The sequence below is a fragment of the Streptomyces sp. NPDC090108 genome, assembly GCF_044747185.1.
In the GTDB taxonomy this organism is placed as follows: domain Bacteria; phylum Actinomycetota; class Actinomycetes; order Streptomycetales; family Streptomycetaceae; genus Streptomyces.
Window position 1 is genome coordinate 35,803 of the sequence record NZ_JBIVDQ010000003.1, and the last position, 18,692, is coordinate 54,494.

At 72.0% G+C, this 18,692-nt stretch carries 16 protein-coding genes; 3 read left to right on the top strand and 13 right to left on the bottom strand.

Going from position 1 to position 18,692, the window contains the following annotated elements:
- Nucleotides 1-34 precede the first annotated feature (34 nt).
- A complete protein-coding gene (locus tag ACIPRD_RS10365) occupies nt 35-589 on the bottom strand; it encodes a hypothetical protein (protein WP_401562032.1) in 555 nt (184 codons plus the stop codon).
- A 325-nt stretch (nt 590-914) separates the two neighbouring features.
- Here ACIPRD_RS10365 and ACIPRD_RS10370 point away from each other — a divergent pair, with 325 nt between their 5' ends.
- Both ACIPRD_RS10370 and ACIPRD_RS10375 read left to right on the top strand, forming a co-directional pair.
- Entirely contained in the window at nt 915-1,430 is a 516-nt protein-coding gene (locus ACIPRD_RS10370) for an Imm50 family immunity protein (protein ID WP_401562034.1), read from the top strand.
- Nucleotides 1,417-1,812 carry an Imm50 family immunity protein gene (locus ACIPRD_RS10375; RefSeq protein WP_356402517.1) on the top strand — a complete coding sequence of 132 codons (396 nt, stop codon included), beginning with the start codon at nt 1,417-1,419 and terminating at the stop codon, nt 1,810-1,812. Before ACIPRD_RS10370 ends, ACIPRD_RS10375 begins: the two co-directional genes overlap by 14 nt.
- Before the next feature lie 181 nt (nt 1,813-1,993).
- On the opposite strand, the gene ACIPRD_RS10380 is transcribed toward ACIPRD_RS10375, so the two are convergent.
- Complete coding sequence (locus ACIPRD_RS10380; RefSeq protein ID WP_401562038.1) at nt 1,994-2,821, bottom strand: oxidoreductase; 828 nt, start codon at nt 2,819-2,821, stop codon at nt 1,994-1,996.
- 91 nt (nt 2,822-2,912) lie between these two features.
- Between ACIPRD_RS10380 and ACIPRD_RS10385 the strand changes: the two genes are divergently transcribed.
- Nucleotides 2,913-3,818: a LysR substrate-binding domain-containing protein gene (locus ACIPRD_RS10385; RefSeq protein ID WP_401562041.1), complete on the top strand. Its 906-nt coding sequence runs from the start codon at nt 2,913-2,915 to the stop codon at nt 3,816-3,818.
- Between the two features lie 270 nt (nt 3,819-4,088).
- Here the strand turns inward: ACIPRD_RS10385 and ACIPRD_RS10390 are convergent, their stop codons facing one another.
- The 11 genes from ACIPRD_RS10390 to ACIPRD_RS10440 form a co-directional block, all read right to left on the bottom strand.
- Entirely contained in the window at nt 4,089-6,326 is a 2,238-nt protein-coding gene (locus ACIPRD_RS10390; RefSeq protein WP_401562043.1) for an N-acetylmuramoyl-L-alanine amidase, read from the bottom strand.
- Between the two features lie 244 nt (nt 6,327-6,570).
- The gene (locus ACIPRD_RS10395) at nt 6,571-6,870 is read right to left on the bottom strand and encodes a hypothetical protein (RefSeq protein WP_356402525.1); all 300 of its coding nucleotides are present in this window, start codon (nt 6,868-6,870) and stop codon (nt 6,571-6,573) included.
- Between the two features lie 369 nt (nt 6,871-7,239).
- Complete coding sequence (locus tag ACIPRD_RS10400; protein ID WP_401562046.1) at nt 7,240-8,280, bottom strand: hypothetical protein; 1,041 nt, start codon at nt 8,278-8,280, stop codon at nt 7,240-7,242.
- A gap of 206 nt (nt 8,281-8,486) precedes the next feature.
- Nucleotides 8,487-9,650 carry a low temperature requirement protein A gene (locus ACIPRD_RS10405; protein WP_401562048.1) on the bottom strand — a complete coding sequence of 388 codons (1,164 nt, stop codon included), beginning with the start codon at nt 9,648-9,650 and terminating at the stop codon, nt 8,487-8,489.
- A 338-nt stretch (nt 9,651-9,988) separates the two neighbouring features.
- The gene (locus ACIPRD_RS10410; protein ID WP_401562051.1) at nt 9,989-10,816 is read right to left on the bottom strand and encodes an ATP-grasp domain-containing protein; all 828 of its coding nucleotides are present in this window, start codon (nt 10,814-10,816) and stop codon (nt 9,989-9,991) included.
- 152 nt (nt 10,817-10,968) lie between these two features.
- The gene (locus ACIPRD_RS10415; RefSeq protein WP_401562053.1) at nt 10,969-11,925 is read right to left on the bottom strand and encodes a tellurite resistance/C4-dicarboxylate transporter family protein; all 957 of its coding nucleotides are present in this window, start codon (nt 11,923-11,925) and stop codon (nt 10,969-10,971) included.
- Between the two features lie 257 nt (nt 11,926-12,182).
- A complete protein-coding gene (locus ACIPRD_RS10420) occupies nt 12,183-12,842 on the bottom strand; it encodes an MSMEG_1061 family FMN-dependent PPOX-type flavoprotein (protein ID WP_401562055.1) in 660 nt (219 codons plus the stop codon).
- 285 nt (nt 12,843-13,127) lie between these two features.
- Entirely contained in the window at nt 13,128-14,339 is a 1,212-nt protein-coding gene (locus ACIPRD_RS10425) for an acetyl-CoA carboxylase biotin carboxylase subunit family protein (RefSeq protein WP_401562057.1), read from the bottom strand.
- Entirely contained in the window at nt 14,336-17,113 is a 2,778-nt protein-coding gene (locus ACIPRD_RS10430) for an amino acid adenylation domain-containing protein (protein ID WP_401562059.1), read from the bottom strand. Before ACIPRD_RS10430 ends, ACIPRD_RS10425 begins: the two co-directional genes overlap by 4 nt.
- 16 nt (nt 17,114-17,129) lie before the next feature.
- Nucleotides 17,130-17,981, bottom strand: a complete 852-nt coding sequence (locus ACIPRD_RS10435) for an SDR family oxidoreductase (protein ID WP_401562060.1) — start codon at nt 17,979-17,981, stop codon at nt 17,130-17,132.
- Nucleotides 17,978-18,691 (bottom strand): alpha/beta fold hydrolase, encoded by a 714-nt coding sequence (locus tag ACIPRD_RS10440; RefSeq protein WP_356402560.1) that lies wholly within the window; start codon nt 18,689-18,691, stop codon nt 17,978-17,980. The genes ACIPRD_RS10435 and ACIPRD_RS10440 overlap by 4 nt, the downstream gene beginning before the upstream one ends.
- Nucleotide 18,692: the final 1 nt, after the last annotated feature.

Genomic DNA, 18,692 nt, shown 5'->3' on the forward strand with positions numbered 1-18,692 from the left:
GGAGCGACCCGTTGACCAGGACTCGCTCCGCACCCTAGCGGCGTCGTCCGCGTCCGCCCTGCCGTCTGCCCTTGTCCCTTCTGGGACGCGTGCTCTTTGCGTTGCTCCTGTGTATGCCCGGAGCCTGCACGGGGCGCCCCTGCCAGTCGATGCTGTCGTCCCCCGACAGGCTCGCCGCATACGAGAGGGCATGCTGGATCTGCCGCGACAACAGGCGCTTGGACTCCGCCGAGGGAAGCCGGCTCTGCCAGGGGCAGAGCGAGTACCAACCCTGGCCCGGATCCGTCAGGGGTGGGCGGGGCTCTGCGGGCTCCAGGGACTCGGCCGGCTCTTCGGGACAGCGCACCAGCAGCGTGCCCATGCCCCAGGCGACGACCGCGGCGATGCCCTTGGCTGCAAGCACCGGAATCCCGAACGTCGTCAGGACGGGCCACTGAGGAGCAAGGTCCTCAAGTCTCTCGACCAGATCGGGGTGAGTATGCAGCTCCCACCCCTCGCAGACGTAGGCACCGCGCTCCTGGGGAATGCCCTGCTGACGCAGCAGGTCGAGCAGTGCCGTGTTCTGAGGCAGGTCCGGCAGCAGCGTCATGCCTCGACACGCTACGCGCCGTTCAGCAATGGAGGCAGTGGTGGTGCTCCTCTCCAACAGGCTCACCCGGCCTGCACCAGCGAACGGTCTCCGCCAGCAGCACCGCACCGGCCTGCGAGACCGATCCCGTTCCGCGGCCTGCCCGCTCACGTGGAAGGAACCATTGCGCTTCCTCAGGCATACCTCGTGCCGGACGACGCAACCGCACCGTAGACGGGCAGTATCATCCCAGCTCACGTGCGCTTCGTAGATCTCTGACCGCCGCCTGGGGCCATGAGTTGCCGGTCTCGCCGGCACGAAGCAGCCGGAGCGGAAGGGGCCGCCCATGCCAGCCGTCACGTGGCCGGAACTCCTGGTCGACTCCGATCGGTTCACCGCGCTCTACACCGACTTGCCGCCCTTGGAGAACCTCCTTCTCCGATCGGTGCACCTCGGTCCGTACGGCCCCGCCGTGACGTTGCGGGTCGAGTTCCCGAGGTTCCCGGATCTCGGTCCGGCGGAGTGGAGCGAGGCGGGGTGCGACCGGTTCGAGGCCCAGATCGAGTTCATCGCGGTGGGCCAGGGCCTGCGGATGCGTGGCGTGCCCGACAGCACTGTGGTCGACATCGAGTGGGGTCCCCACGTCCAGAGCCGGGAGCGCCGGCTCAGGGTCGCGGTGAGCGGTCCGGGATTCTCGATGGGCTTCACTGCGCACGCCCTCAAGATGGGCCGTCTCAACGCCTATCGCTCCGGCGATTCGGAGCCGTACACGGCTCTGCGATGGTTCGAGAGTCCTCTTGACCGGCGCCTGCACCAGGTGCTGCCTCCCACCACTGCGAAGGTGTTCTATGAACGCACGTGACTGGTCTGTTGAGGTGTCCGACCCCGAAGCGATCTGCGAAGTGCTCGGTTCACCCCCACCACCACTCACGGCCTACCACCTGGACTCCGTCCTCATCGACGAGCGCGAAGCGTCGGTCACGTTGAGGTTCTCCGCCTTCATGGTCCCGGCCGGTGCCGCAGACCTGTGGCGTGCGCGAGGGCACAACGCGGTCGAGTTCGTGCTGGTCTGTATCGGCGTGAAGAACTTCGAGGTGGACGCCTGGTCCGGGTGGCCCACGACCGTCGCCACCCTCGACGGGGGAACAGTCGTACTCGCCGGCCAGGACAAGCGCGTGTCGTTCGAGACCGACGAGATCCGGGCTCAGCCTCCGGTCGGAAGCCTGCGGAGCCGAGCGCAGTGACCTCACCCGGAGGTCAGGACGGATCGGCACCGCGCAACCGGGGAGAGCCGAGTACCGCGCATGGCCGAGGCGGGCCCGTCGCGACCGGGCCCACCTCGATCTGGAGCGGTGCCGCTGATGGCTCGTGATGCGCGCGGGTCCGCCGTGTCATGGAGCGCGGGGACCGGCCTGTCCCGCCGGCCTACTGCGGGTAGGCGGTGTCGCGGGCGGTCTTCTCCCAGGTGGTGACGTCCGAGCGGACGGCGTCGAGATGAGTGAGGATCGCATCGACCGAGTCGTTGCCCAGGGGCAGGTGCAGCGGGGTCTGCGGGGCGTCCAGGGCGGCCAGGATCGCCGCCGCGGCCTTGGCCGGGTCCCCCGGTTCCGTGCCGCCGGCGTTCCGGACCATCCGCCGGGTCGTACCCACCGTGCCGGCGTAGTCCGCGATCTCCTCACTGACGCTGATCTTGTCCATCAGGCTGGTGCGGAAGCCGCCGGGTTCGACGATCATCACCTTGATGCCGAGGGGACGCACCTCGTCGACCAATGCCTCCGAGAACCCCTCCAGAGCGAACTTGGTGGCGCTGTACCCCGAGAATCCCGCGAAGGACATCTGGCCGCCCATGCTGCTCATCTGGACGATCGCGCCGCTGCGCCGGGCGCGCATCTGCGGGAGCACCGCCCGGACGAGCGCTGCCGGTCCGAAGAAGTGCAGGTCGAACAGCGACCGCAGTTCGGCGTCCGTGGTCTCCTCGGCCGCGCCGACGTGGCTGCGTCCGGCGTTGTTCACCAGCACATCGATCCTGCCGTGACGGTCCACCACATCCCGCACCACGACCTCGATCCTGGCTTTGTCGGTGACGTCGAGCGGCAGCACCTCCACCTGACCGGGGTGCGCGTCGGCCAGGTCACGCATGGCCTCCGTGTGGCGCGCGGTGGCCACCACCACGTCCCCCGCGGCGACCGCCACCTCGGTGATCGCCCGGCCGAAGCCGCTGCTCGCCCCGGTCACCAGCCATACCCTGTTCATCGGAGATCCCTTCACCACACTGCCGCGGAGCTGACGGGTTCAACTCTGCCGAGGACATCCGGTGGCCGTCCAAGACCCTCTGTGATAGCCAATGGCCATGGATGTGCACGGGAGAGATCTACGTTACTTCGCCGCCGTGGCGGAGGAATTGCACTTCACCCGTGCGGCCGAACGGCTCTTCGTCTCCCAGCCCGCCTTGAGCAAACAGATCCGGATGCTGGAACGGCAGCTGGGCGCGCCGCTGTTCGAGCGCGACCGGCAGGGTGTCCGGCTCACGCCGGTGGGGACCGCACTGCTGCCCCACGCCTGTCAGGTGCTCGCCGCCTGGGACGCCGCGCGGGAGGCGGTCGAGGTCGCCAAGGCCGGCCGGCGGGCGACCCTGACCGTGGGGATGAGCACGAGCCCGGGGCGCGGCGGTCTGCTGCCGGCGATCAGATCGCGGTTCACCGACATCCATCCCGACGCCACGGTGAAGCTGCGCCAGGTCGGCTGGGAGGACCCGACCGCGGGCCTCGCGGCCGGCTCCAGCGACCTCGCCTTCGTCTGGCTGCCCCTGCCCGGCCCCACCGGCCGCTACGCCTGGGTGGTGGTGGCCGAGGAGCCGCGCGTGGTCGCCCTGTCCCAGGAACATCCACTGGCCGACCGTGAAGTCGTCGACTTCGCCGACCTGATGGACGAGCCGTTCCTCGCGCTGCCGGAGAGCGCCGGGGTGCTGCGCGACTACTGGCTCGCGCTGGACGCCCGCGACGGCAGGCCACCGCGCATCGGGGCCGAGATCGCCAGTACCGAGGAGACGTACGAGGCGCTCGTCGACGGACGCGGTGTCTGCCTGCTGGCCAGTGGGAACACACCGCTGGTCTCCCTGGGCGGTGTCGTGACACGCCCGGTGCGCGGCATCTCCCCCAGCCGGCTCGCGCTCGCCTGGCGTACCGAGGACCGCCGTCTGCTCGTACTGGACTACGTGCAGGCCTGCCGAGAGGCGACCGGGCAGCTCTGAACACGGCGCCCATGAGCCGTAGTCGAGCCAGTGCGGGATGTCGGCGTCGCCGAGATCGCTGACGCAGTGCCCGGTGGCGGCGCCCATGCCGCCGCAGGGCTCCAGCCCCGGCCGTCCGTTTGACTCCAACTCCGGTCCGTTCGCCGGACTCCAGCCCCGGGCCGTCCGAACGGCTGCCGACCCCCGCCCCTCTCCCCCCACACACACAAGGCTCCAGGCCCGGTCGTCTCGTGGACGGCCGGGCCTGGAGGAGGGAAGGAGTGGGGGCGTTTACTTCACGTACACCAGTGCGTCGGTGGTGACCGCCGGGCGTCCGGAGGTGCCGACGACGACGATCTTGATGGTGTGGGCCGCGCTCGTGGTCCAGGTCTTGGTCCACAGCGCGTCGCGGAACTTGGTGGTGGTGGACTTCAGGTCCACCGTGGCCGTCTTGGTGCCGTCGACGTAGACGTACGCCTGGCCGGAGGTGCTCGCCCGCGAGACCACCCACGCCACCGAGCGGCCGGTGAACTTCCAGGTGAGCGACGCGTTCTTGGTGCTGGAGCTGTACGACTTGCCGCCCAGGTAGCTGCTGGAGGACTTGGTGGTCCAGGTGCCGGTCCGGGTGGCCGAGGTCTCCTGGAGGACGACCGGGGTGGCCGCGACGGAGGACACGGCGGTGTTGCCGGCCTGGTCATAGGCGGTCATCGACCAGGTGGTGGCGGCGCCGGACTTGGCGGTCAGGGCCGCGCTGTAGACGGTCGGGCCGTAGGTGTGCGCGGACGGGGACGTCAGGCGCACCTCCTTCAGGGCCGCGGAGTCGGTGGCCTTCCAGCCGAGGGTGACCGGTACGGCGGCGGTGTCGACGGTGCCGGCGCGGAGGGCGATGGAGGGCTTGGTGGTGAAGGAGGGGACGGTGGCGTCGGCGACCACGGTGGCGTCGGGGGTCACCGCGGTACGGCCGGACACGTGCACGGCCCGTACGGCGACGGTGTGGCTGCCGGCGGCCAGTGTCAGGGAGGCGGACGTGGCGGTGGGGGTCGCGGTCTTGGCGACCTTGCCGTCGACGAGCACCTCGTAGCGGCTGACCAGCGCCGCCGGGGAGGTGATGGCCCAGTTCACCGTGAGCGGGCCCTTGGTGTAGGCGGTGCTGCCGACGACCCCGGCCTGGCCGAAGGGCTTGAGGACGAGTCCGCTGACGGGACCGGCGGCGAGGGTACGGATCCCGGGCAGGGAGGCGTAGAGCTTGTCGCCCGGGCATTCGGTGGAGTAGCCGTCGCGGTGGCCGGAGATCCGGTAGAAGCTCGCGGTCTGCCCGAGCTTGAACTTGCCGTTGTCCAGTCCGGCCGTCAGGTCGACCTTGCTCGCGGGGTCGTAGTGGTACTGGCCGAGTTTCCAGGCGGCCAGGCGGGCGACGGATGCCTTGGCGGCGTCGGAGGCGTCGATCGAGGTGTACTCGCCGAGGACGGAGATGCCGACGGTGTTGGTGTTGAAGCCCGGGTTGTGGGCGCCGATCACGGGCCGCTCCACGCCGCCCTTGCGGCCTTCGAAGATCGTGCCGCACTTGTCGACGAGGAAGTTGTAGCCGATGTCCTTCCAGCCGTTGGACTGGATGTGGTACGTGCGGATCGCGCGGACCATCGCCGCGGAGTCGGCGCACGAGTAGTCGTTGGCGTCCACGGTGTGGTGGACGAAGACCGCCTTGACCTCCGTGCCGTAGTCGGACGCCTCGTCGTTCATCGACTCGTCCGCGCCCCACTGGACACGGGTGACGATCGTCGGCTCGGGAGCGTTCGAGACCGGGGCGGGCGGCAGCGTCGCGGTGGCCGGCGCGGTCGGCGTCGCGGACGGGGCCGAGGTCGCCGTGTCGGTGGGCGCCGGGTCGCTCGCGGACGGCGTGCTCGGCGACGGGGCCGGAGTGGTGGGCGCGTCGGTGGGCGCGCCGGTGGCTGTGGCCGTGTCCGAGGGCGTGCTCGTCGCGTCGCCGGGCGTCGACGTGGGGTCCTCGTCCGAGACCGCGTACGCGGCCGGTTCGGTGCCCGCCGCTGCCCGCCCGGCGCCCGGGTCGACCATCTCCAGCCGCATCCCCGCGGGCAGGGGCGTGCCACGGCCGTCCACGCGGGCCTGCACGCCGTCGGACGGCCCGACCCAGGCCGGTTCGGTCGCTCCGCGCCGGCTCTCCTCCGCGGCCGCGCCGTGGCCGCCCGTGTCGAGGGTGATCCACGATCCCCACGCGCCGGTACGGGCATTGCGGGCCCGTACCTGGACCGTGCCCGGTATCTGTACGGACGGCTTGGTCCACGACAGGCCGACGAGGCTGAAGGCCGCGGTGTCGTGCTCGGGCACCTCCGCACGGTCGCCCTGGCCCTTCACGGCCGCCGTGTGCACCGTGGTGCGTACGGGCCCGGTCACCAGCGGCGCGTTCGCACCGTTCTTCCCTCCGCCGTCCCCCTGGACCCCCTGGAACACGACGACGCCGGTCACCGCGGCCACCACGACGGCAGCGGTCCCCCACACACGTCTCTTCATGTCTTTCGACGCCCCCTCAGGCATGTGGCATCGCACACCGGGAGCAACCCTCGACCGGTGCGTGCCGGGAGCAATCTCAGCACGACCGCGAAAGATTCATCCAATCACGGGGCGTGAACTGTTCCCCATATGTGCTCTATCGCCACACCGGCTGGAAAGGTTGTGAGGAAACCGAATCCGTCCCGTGACCGGACCCCCGATCCAGCGGTACCGCGATGCCGCACGGCGCGGCCGGCGAGCGGTGTCATGCACCACGCCGCGCGGCCACGGAGGCGAACAGGGCGGTCGCCGTGCCGAGGACAAGCAGTTGCAGAGAGCCGGTGATCCACAACCGCAGGCACATCGGCGTGCCGCCGACGACGACCGCCGCGCACCCGGTGATCCTCGCTCCGCGCCGCGCGGCACGGATCGTACGGATGCCGACGGTTCCGAAGTCGTCTCCCGAGAGCAGCACGTGCGCCAGGTGCCAGACGACGATCGCGGCCGACACCGGCAGCAGGGCGATCGCGAGCCCGAGATCCCACCACGCCGACAGAGGCTGCATGTCCGTCAGCGTCCTGCGCCGCACGCGTGGGCGCATGAGTACGGATGCTCATCTTTCACGCCGGCCGGGCGGACCGTGCCGACGGGGGCGCGGTCCGCGCGAATGTCCGCCGTGGATGGGCAGTCGGTCAGCGGATGCGGAGGGGGTCCGGATCGGGGCGGGGACCGGGCTCGTTCTCGGGCCCCGTTTGTACTCCTGCCCCGCAGAGCGACGGCCGTCGACTCCGTCCAGCAGTTCATCGATGGTGTGAACGAGTCCGGTCAGCGCCCCGAGGAGATCGGTCCGTTCATCCGCGAGCACACGACCGTGGCCTCGTACGTCATCAGCCGGCGCCATGCCGAAGCCCATACAGCCGATGCACGAGCACAGTCAGGTGGTTCGGAACAGGGAGTCCCAGAAGGCTGTTTCGGGGTCGGGTTCGTCTGGGTGGAGCATGCAGCGTCTGCAGCGCAGGAGTCCTGGTTCGTCGGTGCCGGAGGCAGCGCTCATCCACGGCAGGGTCTCCATGGCGTGTGCGCGCCGGTCGTCGGCAAGGGCGTCGACGGTCCGGCGGAGTTCCTCGGGCGCGCCTCGGCCGGTGAGGCAGAGCCAGCCGATCGCCGCCGCGAGGCGGGCCTCGGGGGCCTCCGTCCGGTCGCGCCACCGTTCCCGCAGCCAGGTGACGGCCGGCGGGTGCGGGCGGGCCCGGGTGATCTCGGCGGCGGCCAGGAGCAGGGCGGCGCGGACCATGGCGTCGTCCTCGGCGGTGAATCCGTCGGCCAAGGCGGTCCGGATGATGTGGTCGGGGTCGGCGGCGGTCGCGAGGACATAGGCGGCGTCGACACGGATGGTGGGGTCGGAGTCCGTGAGGAGGGTCAGGAGTGCGGAGGTGTGCGTGGTGATCGCGGCCCTCGCTGCGGCCACCGACCAGCCGGCCGGGTACCCGGTCACCTCATAGCCATAGCCGTCGTGGGAGCCGGGGGCGTCACGCAGGGGATCGTTGCGATGGAGGAGGAATTCCTCGCGGGAGGCGACGCCGTAGTGCCGGGCACGGGCAGGGCCGGAGAGCACGGCGAGAACGGCCGCGCGGTGCGGGTGGCGGGCGTCGACGGCCAGGGGGATGAGGAACGGCACGGCGAGGGCGGCAGCGGCCCGGCTGTCGTCGGCGCACAGACCCGACAGCACACCCGTCGCGTCCACGCCTGGTCCGCCGTAAGCACGCAGGAGATGCACAGCCTCCCGGACGTCGTACCCATGAGGGAAGTTGCCCCACGGAACGGCATCCAGATCCAGGCCCTGTCCGGGTTCGGACAGGATGTCGGCCATCACCGCCCGTACATCGAACGGGCCGCCCGAGAACAAGGCCAGGTCCGCCCCGTCCGCCACTTCCCGGCACATCGCGAACGTCGGATCGGTCCGCCAGTCCTTCACACCACACTCCCCCACTGAACCCCCCGGAACTCGATCATGACTGGCCCGGCAGCCCGACGGAAACCACTCGACGGACGCCCCAGCCGCACCCCGCACCCCGCACCCCGCACCCCGCACCCCGCACCTACGGATACCAAGTGCGGGGGCGGTCAGAGCAGCGCCTGGTGCGACAGCGGGGGGCGTGTCCCCAGGGGGCGCCGAAAGCGTCAGGTCGCTGCCCCGTCCCGCAGGGTGTGTGTCAGGTTCCGGTGGACGTGTGCGAGCACGGTGGCGGTCGCTACGAGGATGAGGTCGAGAAGGCCGAGCGAGGCGAGCGGGGGGAGCCAGATGGCGGCGACGCCGGCCGGCAGGCAGGCGGCGCAGGCGAGAAGGCGTTCGGTCCAGGCACCGTGGGCGGTGGTGCGGAAGAACCAGGCCGTGGCGGCCAGGTACAGGGCGGGGGCGCCGAAGAGGAGGAGGGCGAGTGTGAGGGAGCCGTGGCCGAGCGGGTGGGTGATGACGAGCTCGCCCGCGACGGCGAGGCCGACCAGGGCGGCGAACACGGCGTAGGCGCTGTTCGTGCCCATCCGGACCGACCGCAGGGGGTCGGTCGTGTGCGCGACGGCGGTGGTGAAGGCGTCCTCGGCGCCGCCGAAGTACACCGACCACAGGCACACCAGGGCGACGAACACCCCGATGGCCGCGAAGACGCCGGCGGGGTCGACGGGGGACTCGGCCATCGCTGTCCCCGCCGTGAGGACGGTCTCGCCGAGGATGATGATGAAGAACAGCCGCAGGCGTTCGATCATGTGGTCGGCGTCGAAGGCGAGTTCCTGGCTGCTGAGGGAGCGGCCGGGCAGCGGGTGCGCCAGCCAGGTGCCGACGAGGTCGATCAGGGCGGCGCCGGCCCACCACCACAGGCGTGGCCCCGGTCCGACGACCGCCCCGACGATCCACAGCGGGGCTGACGCCGTGATCCAGACCAGGGTGCGGCGGAAGTGCTCGCGCAGCACGTCGGTACGGCCGGCCACCGCGGTGACGAGGCAGACGAAGAAGAGGATCAGCAGCAGCGCCGCCACGAACGCCCAGGCCCGGTCCGCGAAGGCGCGCGGGATCGCGGAGTTCATGAACAGCCCGAGGCCCATGACGACGACCACCGTCCACCGGGTGACGTCACGGTGGACATCGAGCAGCGTGACCACGTAACTGGTGTAGACCCAGGTGCCGAAGACGGCGACCAGCAGCACGGCCGTCTCCGCCGCGCCGCGCCAGGTCAGATGTTCCAGGAGGTGGTGGGAGAGCTGCGAGACGGCGAAGACGAAGACGAGGTCGTAGAACAGCTCGACCGGGGACACTTCCCGTCGCATCCTCAGCGACTCGGGCACGCTCATCTCTGGTTCTCCTACGCCGGGCACGTCGCTCCGGCCGGTGCGTCGGGTGGGCTGTTCCTGGGGTCGCGTGCCCTGCCGGGTCACGCACGCCGCGTCATGGTACGGCGGTGGGGGCACCGGTGCCCGGACGTCGTAGCGGTGTCACGGCCGGGGCAGGGCGGTTCGTCGTCCCCTCGTCGGCGCGCCCGTCGGTACGGTGTTCCACCGGCTGTCCGGTGGATCCATCGGGTCCCGGGAGAGGGACGCGGCGCAGGCGCGTGACTCCCGACCGGCGCAGCTTCCGGCACCGACCGCCGAGCCGGTGCGCTCTCCTGTCCTGGACCGGTCACGCGCGCACGTCAGTCCTCCGTGTCGGCGTCCGTGGCGTAGCGGCGGCAGAACCCGCGGTCCCGCTCCGCCATCAGCGTCCGCGGACCGGCCGAGCGCAGGACGACGTCCAGGGCGCGGCCGGGATCCGCGGCGTAGCAGTTGCTGAACCAGGCCATGTTCGCCTCGACCACCGCCCACCGGCCGTGGGCGCCGTGCTCGGGTCCGGTCAGAAGACCGATGTCCACCACCACAGCGCTGGGCAGGCTCTCGGCGCACGTGGTGAGGAGGTCGTCCGCGAACTCCCGGACGGCGCCCGCGTGTCGGTGTCCGTCCAGCCGTTCGGCGTCGAGACGGCCGAAGGCGGCGTACTGCGAACCGGTGCGGACCTCGCCGTCCAGCACGTACAGGCGGAACTCCGCGGCCCAGGTCACGACGTCGCTGATGTGTACCGGGGTGTGCGGTGGCAGCTCCGGCCCTGCCGGCAGGCGGCTGCCGTCGGGGTAGACCGCGGCCGGGAAGCTCTTGTCGCTCGGCGGTTTGACGAACGCGGGCCGGGACAGCCGGCGCGCCTCGCCCAGGGTCGCCCTCGCGATGTGCCGTCCGGTGTACGTACGGGGCAGTCCGGTGAGCCAGTCGTCGGACGGCTCCAGGAGCGCGACCTCCAGGTCATCGACGACACGTGACGCGAAGACGGGGCCGCCGAAGTAGTGGCCGCCGTGCCTGCCCCTGGCACTGCCCGCACCGCCACGGGCGGGAAGTGCTTCCACTTCCATCCCGCGCCGCCGCGCGGAAGCGGCGAGCAGCTCGGCTGTCGTGCTGTATTGCGGCGCCATCGCGAGGAAACGTTGCTCCGTCATGATCGCCCACGATGCCACCCGTTCGGCCGAGCGGTCCACGGCGTTCCGGCACATCTCCGCCGAGCGGTTCACCGCGTTCCGGTGCGTCTCCGCGGCACGGCGTGGAGCAGCCCGGGGCGCACGGACAGGGCCGGAAGGCTGTCCCCGGTCTGTCAGGTGGAGCGGGCGGCCGCACGTGCCGTGCCTGCCGCCACGATCACCCATACGGCCACGGCCAGCCACAGCAGGGCCTCGCCGAGCGGCCGGAAACCCGAAAGACCCAGGGCGGTCGCGACCGAGAGTGTTCCCGTGGCCGTCACGGCGATCGGGAAGACGGTGGCCCAGCGCCGTACGTCGTAGCCCGGCCGGGGCCGGATCACCTCCGCGAGGGCGAGGACGCAGAGCAGGGCGAGAGCCAGCACGATGAGGACGACGGAGACGCGGCGCAGTACGTTCTGGTCGTCGTCGTTCCAGGCGTACGGGGCGACGTGCCGGACGTCGACGAGGCGGGCCCCGGCCAGGGCCGAGGAGCCCAGCGCGCCGCCGGCGATCCAGTGGTCCCCGGCGCCCTGGCGCAGTTCGTCCAGGTGGAAGCGGCTGAGGGCCACCGCGTACTGCGCGAGGCCGAGCCAGAACAGCACCAGGGCCGCGTACAGGAGCCACATGACGTGTCCTGTCACGGCGATCGACACCGCGAGCACCGAGAGGGCCTGCGTGGCCACGCAGATGAGGAACACTCCGCCCGGCATCCGAGGTCGGCGGTTCAGGAACACGGTGCACTGCAGCACCGGCCACCACAGCACCGAGAGCGCGAGGAGGGCTTCGGCGAGTTCCTGCAGGCCGAGCGCCGAGCAGCGTGTGCCGAGCGTGGCCGTCGCCGCCACCGCGGTGAGCCCGGCGGGCATGCCGGCCTCCCGGAGCCACCGGTCCCGCTCGCGCACCAGCCGGACGCCGAATCCGGCGGCGAGCGCGAGCCAGCCGAGTGAGGCGAGGACGAGGGCGATGCCGGACAGGACCGCGAAACCGGTGAGATGCAGTCCGATCGAGATCATGCCGGTGCCCATCACGGCGGCACCGGCAGCGGGCGGCCACCGCGCCCACCAGTCACGCATCCGGGAGATAGCTGACATTTGCCCGATGTTAAGGGGGTATGCGCCGACTGTCTCGATGCCGGAGCCGCAGCGACACGTGTGCCGGACCGGGCGAACGCGGATGCGTTCGGGGACCTCGGTCATCTGCGGTGCGTCGCACCGCTGCCCGACGAGCCTGACCAGGAAGGCCCACCGCATCCCCTAGGGCTGCCGTGCCGACCGGTGCCAGGCAGGGATGTCCTTCCGGTTCCGGTCACGTGAACCGCCGGACAGCGCCTGGGCGGTGTCCGGGCCGGTCACTCGTACCGGTACTTCAGCGAGTCCGCCTCCGCCTGTTCGATGTCGGCGATCGTCAGCTCCGGCATCCGCAACTGGGCCAGGGTCACCTGGGCCGAGGTGGGCTGGGCGTCCGCCGGCAGCCACTGCTCGGGCTTCCAGGCCCCGGCGCGCAGCAGCGACTTGGGGCAGTGCGGGTAGACCTCCTCGATCCCCAGGACCAGCGCGCTGGCGGGCGGCTTGCCCACGGCGGTGAGCTGGGACAGGAGCTCGGGGCGGGTGGAGACACAGGCGCGGCCGTTCACCCGGAGGGTGGTGGTCCGGCCGGGGATGACGAACAGCAGCCCCGCACGGCCGGTGGCGATGACGTTCTCCAGGGTGTCCAGCCGCTTGTTGCCGGTCGCGTCCGGGATCGCCACCGTGCGCTCGTCCAGGACGGCGACGAACCCGGCGGGGCCTCCGCGCGGCGAGACGTCGCAGTTGCCCTCGGCGTCCGCGCTGGCGACCAGGACCAGCGAGGAGCAGCCGATCAGGCGCCGGGTCTCCGCGGTGAGTTCGGTCATCTGCTTGCGTCTGGCCGCGTCGCCGGGAGTTGCGTAGACCTGGCGCAGCGCCTCCAGGTCGGACACGGCGTCGAAGCGGAGCGAGTCGAAGGCGCTGTCGGTGCGTGATGTTGTCATGACCTCGACCCTAATGGGCGCCGACCCGTGATTGATCTTGGTCGGCGAAAGCCGTGACCCGACGCCAGGAACCGGGCCCGGCGCCACACCCCCGTTCCCGGTGCCGGGCTCGGTTCCTGGCACCACGCTTCGTTCCCGACGCAGGCTCGGTTTCCTGGCGCCACACCCCCGTTCCCGGTGCCACGCTCGAATCCTGGCGTCATGCCCCGTTCATCGGGCGGCGCCGGGACGCCGGCCGGCCGCGTCCGCCCCGGTGAGGGAGGACGCGGCCGGCGGCCGGGACCGTCACAGGGGCCGCAGGACCTCCAGTCGGACGGCGCCCGCGGCCTTGTCCAGGTCGGCCTGGCACTGCTGCTCGCTCTCCCCCACGACGGTGAGCAGGGCGTACCGGCTGGAGACATGGCCGTTCGGGGGGAGCCTGAGTTCCTGGCCCGGGAGCGCGATCGTCACCGCCGAGTCGACGGAGTCGGGCAGCGCTCCGGGGTCGAGGCGGACGTCGCGGGCGATGCAGTCCGCACCCGGGTACAGGAACCGTACGGCGGCGACGCGGTGGTGCCGTGGCGTCAGGTCGGGTGAGCGGCCGCAGGCCACCTGCGCGGCGGTGCGCGCCGCGTCGACGCCGAGGGCGAGCCGTCCGATGTCGGGGATGCGGTCGCCCCCGATCCGGGCGTTGATCTCGATGATCTTCGGTCCGTCGGAGGTGAGCCGCAGTTCGGTGTGGGTCCACCCCGTGCCGAAGCCCACCGCGGTGTGCGCCGCCTGGACCGTCCGCAGGATCCGGGGGTCCGACAGGAGGGGGTCCCGGCCGTCCACGACGTGGCCGGTCTCCTCGAAGTACGGCGCGAAGCCGCACTCCTTGCGGGCGACGAACGCCGGTGTCATGCGGCCTTCGTGCCAGGCGGCGTCGAAGCTGATCTCGGGGCCGTCCAGGTACTCCTCCACCAGGACGTCACCGGGTGCCACCTCCACCGCTCCCGGCGCGGTCGCCGCCCGGGCCAGCCGGAAACCGCGGGCCAGCGCGTCGGGTGAGTCGACCTTCACCACCCCGGTGCTCGCGTTGAGCGCGCGGGGCTTGAGCACCAGCGGATAGCCCAGCCGGGCGGCCGCGGCCCGGGCCTGGGGCAGCGATGCCGCCGGGATCGACCCGGCCTGGGGCACCCCGGCGCGGGCCAGGGCTTCCCGGGTGGCCTGTTTGTCCCGGCAGCGCAGGGCCGCCTCGGCGCCGGCGCCGGGCAGACCGAGGGCGTCCGCGAGCCGGGCGGTCTGCACCACGCGGGTGTCGTCCCAGGTCAGCACGCCCTCGCAGGAGAGCGTGCGGGCCACCTCCCGCATCGCGTCGACGTCCGTGGTGTCCACCACGGTGTGTCCGCTCAGCAGCGGCGCCTCCCAGGTCGGTGCCCGGTCGGCGAGCAGGTGGACGTCGTACTCCTCGGCCACGGAGCGCAGCAGGTACTCGCGGTAGGCCTGCGATCCGGCGCCGATCAGCAGCAGGGTCATGTGCGGGACTCCGTCGCTTCCAGGACCGCGCTGAGGGCGTTCACGGTGCGGTGCAGATACAGCTGGGGCAGCGGGAACGTGGGCAGGCCCTGTTCCCGCATCGCCGCGAGCAGGCGGACGCCGAGCAGGGAGTTGCCGCCGAGCGCGAAGAAGTCGTCGTCGGGGCCGACGCGGAAGCCGAAGAGCTTCTCCCACACCGCGCGCAGGCGTGAGGGCAGGTCGTCGCCCGCGGGCTCGGGGGTGCCGGCGGCCGGTCCGGCGAGGGGCAGGGGCAGGCGGGCGGTGTCCACCTTGCCGTTCGGGGTGAGCGGGAGCGCCGAGAGTTCGGTGAGGGTGGAGGGCATCATGTGGTCGGGCAGGAAGCGGGCCGCGTGGCGGCGCACCTCGTCGATGTCGCCGGTGGCGCCGGAGGTGGCGCGGAAGACGACGTAGCCGTCCAGCCGGGCGCCCGCCGTGTCCCCGTCGGCGGCTTCGCGGAGGACCACCGCGGCCGCGTCGACGGCGGGCGCGTCGAGCAGCCGGGCGCGTATCTCGTCGAGTTCGATGCGGAAGCCGCGGAGCTTGACCTGGTTGTCCAGGCGGCCGAGGTGCTCCAGGCGGCCGTCGGGCAGGAGCCGTCCCCGGTCGCCGGTGCGGTACATGGGGCCCGGCGCGTGGGGGTCGGGCAGGAATCGCTGTGCGGTGAGTTCCGGCCGGTTGAGGTAGCGGCCGGCCACGCCGTGGCCGCCGACGTGGATCTCGCCGGGTACGCCGGGGGGCAGCTCGCGGCCCTGGGGGTCCAGGACGTAGACGTGCCAGCCGGGCAGGGGGCGGCCCACGGAACGCGAGCCGGTGAGGGCCTCGTGCCGGGTGACGGTCTGCGCGGTGACGTGCACGGTGGTCTCGGTGATGCCGAACATGTTGACGAGCCGGCACGTGTGCTCGGGGTGGTGGTCCTGCCAGAACCTGAGGGGCCGGGTGTCGAGCGGTTCGCCGCCGAAGACCACGAGGCGCACGGAGGAGGAGATCCGCGTCCTGCGGTCCACCTGCGTCAACTGCGCGAAGGCGCTGGGGGTCTGGCTGAGCACGGTGACCTGTTCGGTGCCGAGCAGCCCGGCGAACTGCTCGGGGTCGCGTGAGGCCCAGTACGGTACGACGACCAGCCGGCCGCCCGTCATCAGGCAGCCCCAGATCTCCCACACGGAGAAGTCGAAGGCGCTGGAGTGGAAGAAGGTCCACGCGTCGTCGGGGCCGAGCCGGAAGTCGTCCTTGGTGGCGGCGAGCAGGGCGGCGACGTTGCGGTGCGGTACGCCGACGCCCTTGGGACGGCCGGTGGATCCGGAGGTGTAGATGACGTACGCCGGGGCGTCGGCGGACGACGGCGGCGCGGTGGCGTCCTGGGCCTGTGGTGCGTCGAGGTCCGCGGGCGCGACGAGGCGGACGTCCGGGCCGGCCGGGAAGGCGTCGGAGTCGGTGACGACCAGGCGGAGTCCGGCGTCCTCGGTGGTGTACTCCAGACGTTCCCGCGGGTAGGCGGGGTCCATCGGTACGTAGGTGGCGCCCGCCTTGAGCACGGCGAGCAGGACGACGACCAGGTCGGCGGAGCGGTCCAGGCAGACGCCGACGCGGTCGCCGGCGGTCACGCCGAGGTGGCGCAGTCCGGCGGCGTACGCGGCGGCCCGCCGGTCGAGCTCCTGGTAGGTGAGGGTCAGGTCCCCGAAGGTGACGGCGGGTGCGTCGGGCCGCCTGCGTGCCCAGCCCTGGACGGTCTGTTCGATGCGTTCGTCGGGCACCTCGAGCGAGCGGTCCAAACCTCCCAGCCGGGCGAGGGCGTGCCGTTGGGTGTCGTCGAACAGGGCGATGTCGGCGAGCGGGGTGTCGGGGCCGGCCGCGGTCAGGGACCGGTGGGCGGTCGTCAGCATCCCGGTGAGCCATCGCACGGTGTCGTCCCCGAAGGCGGAGCGCCGGTAGTGGCAGGTGCCGGTGAGGGCCGTGGAGCCGTCGTCGGTGAGATGGACCGACAGGTGGTGGAGGGGGGCGAGGAAGGGCCGGACGTCGATGGTCTCGGCCTTCAGTCCCTCGCCGGTGAGCGCCTCGGGCGTGTCCGTGGTGAACAGGCCGACGGCGGGGGCGGATCCGGGAGCGGGGACCGCGTCGCGGACGCGTTCGAGGTAGGCGCCGACGGTGGGTGATCCGCCGGTGGTGAAGGCGATGGTGTGCTCCGCGTCCACGCCGAGTTCCACCTCGTCGCCGCCGGTGCAGCGGGCCAGGACCAGCCCCAGGGCGGCCCGGAGGGTGAGTTCGGCGGGGAGGCTGCCGTCGGCGGGCAGGGTGAAGGGGTGGCGGCCGGTACCGGAGTCGTCCGGAGTGCCCAGGGTCCACGCGGGTGCCGGCGCCCTGTCGTACGCGTCGAGGGCCTGGCGCAGCCGCTCGCCGTGCTCCTCCGGCGCGGCGGCCGGTGCGGCGGCTTCGGCGAGGACGGCCTGGACCAGGTCGTAGGGGTCGGCCAGGGCCGCGCGGTGGGCGACCACGACCAGGTCGGCCACCGCGTCGGTGTAGCGGAGCAGTACGGCGCGCAGGCCGGGGCCGGTGTGCGGGTTGACGGGGCGGGACAGTTCGCGTTCCCGGTACAGGCCGGCGGTGTCGCTGTCGGCGCCGTCGGGCACGTCCTCGACCCACAGGCGGGCGCCGCCGGCGGCGCGGGCGAGCGCGGCGCCGAGGTGCCGCGGGTCGGCCCCGGAGTACAGGCGCAGGGCGGTCGCCCGGCACAGGCGGTCGGTGTCGGTGGACTTCATCGGTTCCTCTCCCCCCTCATCGGCTGGTGAATCCGCCGTCGACCGTCACGGTCGTGCCGGTCACCTGGCGTGCGTCGTCGGAGCCCAGCCATACGGCAGCGCCTGCCACGTCCTCCGGTTCGATGAGCCGGTTCATGGGCTGGGCGGCCACGAAGGTCTCCTCGTGCTCCTCGACCGGCACCTCCAGGGAGCGGGCGATCTCGGTGAGCATGCGTCCTTCGGCCGCGTCGTCGTCGCGGACCGAGCCGGGGCACAGGGCGTTGACCCGTACGCCGAAGGGCGCGAGGTCCAGCGCGGCCGCCTTGGTCAGTCCCACCAGGGCGTGTTTCGCCGTGACGTAGCCCGCGAAGTGGCGGTATCCGACGAGTCCGGCGGTGGAGGCGACGTTGATGACGCTGCCGGAGCGGCGGCTGCTCATGGCGGCGCCGACGGACCGGATCATGCGCCAGGCCCCGGAGACGTCGATGTCGAGCATCAGGTCCCATTCGTCGGGCGTGATGTCGTGCACCGTCTTGCCGGACGGGGCCGCGATCCCGGCGTTGTTGAGGAGGATGTCGATCTGCCCGAAGCGGTCCAGCGCGATGTCGGCGACCGCGCGTACGGCGTCCAGGTCGCGGATGTCGGCTTCCGCGGTGAGGACGGTGCCTCCCGCGCCCTGTTCCCGGCACAGCCGGGCCGTGTGGTCCAGCTGGCCGGGGCTGCCCAGCGGGTAGGGGACGGCGTCGAGGTCGTGGCCGATGTCGGTGAGCAGGAGGTCGGCGCCGGCCCGGGCGTAGGCGAGGGCGCAGGCGCGGCCGATGCCCCGGGCGGCTCCGGTGACGATCGCGGTCTTCCCCGTGAGCCGGCCGGTGGTGAGCGTCGGGTTCACCGGTGCACCTCCGGTACGGCGAGTTCGGCGTCCAGGAGCCTGACCAGGTCGGCGGGCGAGTCGACCAGGTACATGTGTCCGCCGGGGAGTTCGACCTGCCGGAAGCCGGCCGTGGTGGAGGCCTGCCATTCGGCGGCCTGCTCCGGGGAGACGAGTTCGTCGGTCGCCCCCCGCACGGAGACCACCGGGATCGCCAGGGGCTTGTCCGAGGGCGCCCGGTAGTTCTCGTGCATCTCGACGTCGGCGCGCAGCGGCGGCAGGAGCATCTCGCGGAGGTCGGGGTGTTCGAGCGCGGGGTGGGAGTAGCCGGCGAACGAGCGGACCTGGCTCAGGAACTCGTCGTCGCTGAGCCCGGTGGCACGTGTCTCCCGCTGGGTCCAGGGGCCCGGGGAGCCGCTGACGAACAGCTTGACCACCTCGGGCCGGGCGAGCGCGCTGATGCGGTGGGCCATCTCGTAGGCGAGGACGGCACCGAGGCTGTGTCCGAAGAGGGCGACGGCGGGGCTGCCGGCCACCTGGTCCAGCACGGTGGGCAGCAGGTCGTCGACGGCCCGGACCACGTCGGTGTACGGCTCCTCGCCGAACCGCTCCTCGCGGCCGGGCAGCTGGACGGGGGTGATGAGGACGGTGTCGCTGCCGTACTCCTGGCAGCGGCGGAACGCGGAGGCGCCGGCGCCGGCGAAGGGGAAGCACAGGACGGGTATCTGCATG

Excerpts from the sequence above, each read along its gene's own strand:
- ACIPRD_RS10365 (WP_401562032.1), bottom strand. The coding sequence starts at position 589 with ATGACGCTGCTGCCGGACCTGCCTCAGAACACGGCACTGCTCGACCTG.
- ACIPRD_RS10370 (WP_401562034.1), top strand. The coding sequence starts at position 915 with ATGCCAGCCGTCACGTGGCCGGAACTCCTGGTCGACTCCGATCGGTTC.
- ACIPRD_RS10375 (WP_356402517.1), top strand. The coding sequence starts at position 1,417 with ATGAACGCACGTGACTGGTCTGTTGAGGTGTCCGACCCCGAAGCGATC.
- ACIPRD_RS10380 (WP_401562038.1), bottom strand. The coding sequence starts at position 2,821 with ATGAACAGGGTATGGCTGGTGACCGGGGCGAGCAGCGGCTTCGGCCGG.
- ACIPRD_RS10385 (WP_401562041.1), top strand. The coding sequence starts at position 2,913 with ATGGCCATGGATGTGCACGGGAGAGATCTACGTTACTTCGCCGCCGTG.
- ACIPRD_RS10390 (WP_401562043.1), bottom strand. The coding sequence starts at position 6,326 with ATGAAGAGACGTGTGTGGGGGACCGCTGCCGTCGTGGTGGCCGCGGTG.
- ACIPRD_RS10395 (WP_356402525.1), bottom strand. The coding sequence starts at position 6,870 with ATGCAGCCTCTGTCGGCGTGGTGGGATCTCGGGCTCGCGATCGCCCTG.
- ACIPRD_RS10405 (WP_401562048.1), bottom strand. The coding sequence starts at position 9,650 with ATGAGCGTGCCCGAGTCGCTGAGGATGCGACGGGAAGTGTCCCCGGTC.
- ACIPRD_RS10410 (WP_401562051.1), bottom strand. The coding sequence starts at position 10,816 with ATGACGGAGCAACGTTTCCTCGCGATGGCGCCGCAATACAGCACGACA.
- ACIPRD_RS10415 (WP_401562053.1), bottom strand. The coding sequence starts at position 11,925 with ATGTCAGCTATCTCCCGGATGCGTGACTGGTGGGCGCGGTGGCCGCCC.
- ACIPRD_RS10420 (WP_401562055.1), bottom strand. The coding sequence starts at position 12,842 with ATGACAACATCACGCACCGACAGCGCCTTCGACTCGCTCCGCTTCGAC.
- ACIPRD_RS10425 (WP_401562057.1), bottom strand. The coding sequence starts at position 14,339 with ATGACCCTGCTGCTGATCGGCGCCGGATCGCAGGCCTACCGCGAGTAC.
- ACIPRD_RS10430 (WP_401562059.1), bottom strand. The coding sequence starts at position 17,113 with ATGAAGTCCACCGACACCGACCGCCTGTGCCGGGCGACCGCCCTGCGC.
- ACIPRD_RS10440 (WP_356402560.1), bottom strand. The coding sequence starts at position 18,691 with ATGCAGATACCCGTCCTGTGCTTCCCCTTCGCCGGCGCCGGCGCCTCC.